Genomic DNA, 2,871 nt, shown 5'->3' with positions numbered 1-2,871 from the left:
CTTTCGCAAAGGGGGGCTAGGGGGGATTTCGGGCGGCATCGCTCGCATCGGGAAACAATTGATGGACACTTGCTAAGCGGCTGTTTGAAGCCCCTCATGACGACTCCTGGGCGCGCCGCCCCGGCGCGACGCCCCCCTTGCCCCGTTCGCGGCGAAGCGCCGCTCCCACCACCACGACAAGCCAGAGGATCGCCTTCGAGCTGCAAGCGCGTTCCTTGATGGTCACGGGTTGCAGACTCCCTCCGGACGACTAGCCTTAAGAAAACCCTGCGAGTCCTTGCACTCAACCGTGCAAGCAGCGTAAAGATAAGCCGCCTGGGCGCCGAGCCTCACCATCGAGCTTGCGAGCCCATCGCCTTAGGATCAACGGCGAAAGACGCCCCATGCTGCGGAGCCGAGACGAACGCTGTGCCGAAAAAATCCAAATCCCCCCCGCCCATCAATGCCAGCCAAAGCACCAGCGAGGCCTTCGCAAGTATCCTGGGCCACAACCACGCCTACCTGCTCACCTGGCTGGAGACCGCGCGCGATTGGACGGACATCGAGGGGGTGCATCAAACCCGCGTCGCGGTGCGGCGCATGCGCTCCGCCATCAGCCTCTTCCGCGACGCCATCCCCAAGGAGCTGACCGCGTTCTGGCGAGAAGAGCTGCGCTGGATCGGCAGCCAGCTCGGCCAGGCGCGCGATCTGGATGTCTTCATTGCCGAGGGGCTGGCCGCTGTCGCTCCCGTGCAGCTTCCCGGTGAGTCAGCACTGAAAGCACTGGCCGAGGCTCGGCGCGCGCAAATCTATGGGGAGCAGGTTCGCCCCATGCTCGATGGCGAGCGCTTCGAGCGCTTTCGCGCTGAGTTTCCCGCTTGGATCAGCACGCGCCCTTGGGAGCAGGCGAAGCTCAAGAAGAAGCGCGCTAAGCGATTGCAATCAAGCGTCACGCTCTACGCACGCCAACTGCTCGACAAACAAGAGCGCAAGGTCCTCGCGGCCGGCACCAATGTCGATCGCAACAATCATCTCGAGATGCACCAGCTGCGCATCGAGTGCAAGAAGCTGCGCTATGCCGCGGAATTCTTCCTCCCGCTCTTCGGTGGCATGGACGCATTCATCGAGCACATGAAGGGTCTACAAGACTTGCTCGGCGTCATGAACGATGTCGCCGTCACCCGCCAACTCCTGGAAGACATCTGCGCCGGTGCTGACAAGGGCGACGTCCTGCTCTATGCCGGCGCGGTCGTCGGCTGGCGCAGCTGCGAATTCCACCAGCTGCTGGCGAGCTTCGACGACAACTGGGATGAATTCGTCAGCGCCAAGCATCCCTGGTGGAAAAAGGGATCGGCGACAAGCTGAAGTTGCTCGGGCGAATTCCAGAAATCACCTGCCCCAAAGGCGCGGGTCGGTAGGATGGGCAACGTCCGCACTCGAGGCTTGAGCGTCACCTCGGCGCGAGACGGACGTGCCCATCCTGCAAAACGCTGAGCTGGGTCTGTTGTTTCCCGGAAATCACCTCAGCCTTGAGGATCGGCGCTTACAGCCGCGCCACAAGATCACAAGGCATCAAAGCACCTCTGACGAATCCGCTGTTGGCACCGTCTTCGCCATGCGCTTGGCGAAGTAATAGATCCGCTTGAGCTTCTCGATGATGTCGATCTCGATGGTGTAGGCAGGGATGCGATTCGGCTCCTCCGCCACCAGCCTTCTGGCCTGATGAACAGCGGCGGAATCCGCGATATGCGAGATCTCCTGCTTCATGGAGGTCACGGTCCGCGCCGCCAGCTCATTGCGCTGGGCCACGGCATGCACGGCGGCCTCGACCGAGCGGGTCACGGCGGCATGGAGTTCGCTCAGAACCTCGCGGGTCGGCTGGCTGATGGAAACCCCGGCATCGATGCGCTCATTGCCCAGGACGATGAGATTGGTTTCGATAATGTCGCCGATGTTCTCCAAATCGTTGACGGCGTCCATGAGCCGGATCAGCTCGCCGGTCTGGGCCTCGGTCAGGCTTTGGCGACTGATCTTCGCCAAGTAGGCGATGATCTGCGCATGCAGCGTATCCACGGCGTCGTCCATGCGCTCGATGTCACGCAGGGTCTCCCGGTTTCCGCTCAAGATGGCGGGCATGATCCGCGCGAGCATCTCCTCGACCCGCTCGCCCATGTGCAGCGTCTCCAATCGCACGCGATCCAGCGCCAGCGAGGGCGTCGCGAGCAGGTCCTCATCCAGATACTTAGAGCGTACCAGCAACATCTCTTCACCCAAGGGCCGATCCGGAATCAGCCACTCCGCGAGACGGGCAAACTGGGTCGTGAAGCCGATGAACAAGAAAGTATTGGCGACATTGAACAGGGTGTGCGCATTGGCGATCTGGCGCGGCACCTCCGCCGCAAGGCGAGCGCTGCCGTCCAGCTCCGGATACTGGGGCGAGATCCACTCGACGAAATCGGCCAGCTGTCCGATGAATCCGATCCAAATGATGACGCCGGCGACATTGAAGAGGATATGAACCAGCGCCGCACGCACCGCTTCGCGCGGCTTGCCAATAGCCGCCAGCAAAGCCGTCACGCAGGTGCCGATGTTCGCTCCAAACGCCAAGGCGATCCCCGTGGGCAGATTGACGAAGCCTTGGCTGGCCATGACGATCACGATGCCCGTCGTCGCCGCCGATGATTGGATGAGCCCGGTGAAGGCCGCTGCCACGGCGATACCGATGAGCGGATTCTCCATCTGGGCCATGACGTCGAGGAAGGGCTCATAGCTGCGCAGCGGCGCCATGCCGTCGCTCATCACGCCCATGCCGAAGGAGTGCGGCCTTGCATTGATGTGGCTTCTTGGGATAGCGTGCAAGCCACTTATGCATCTCAGGAAACGCATCATGGC

At 62.1% G+C, this 2,871-nt stretch carries 2 protein-coding genes; one reads left to right on the top strand and one right to left on the bottom strand.

The window, feature by feature from the left end; all coding sequences use genetic code 11:
* Window positions 1-408 precede the first annotated feature (408 nt).
* Window positions 409-1,344, top strand: coding sequence for a CHAD domain-containing protein (locus G3480_RS25895; protein ID WP_164657089.1), 936 nt, complete (start codon window positions 409-411; stop codon window positions 1,342-1,344).
* Between the two features lie 207 nt (window positions 1,345-1,551).
* On the opposite strand, the gene G3480_RS25890 is transcribed toward G3480_RS25895, so the two are convergent.
* Window positions 1,552-2,871, bottom strand: a 1,320-nt coding sequence (locus tag G3480_RS25890) for a Na/Pi cotransporter family protein (protein ID WP_164657088.1), incomplete at its 5' end; no start/stop codon positions are given.

The organism is Thiorhodococcus mannitoliphagus (assembly GCF_010915725.1).
GTDB classification, from domain to species: Bacteria; Pseudomonadota; Gammaproteobacteria; order Chromatiales; family Chromatiaceae; genus Thiorhodococcus; species Thiorhodococcus mannitoliphagus.
This window is presented reverse-complemented; position numbering and strand designations above follow the sequence as displayed.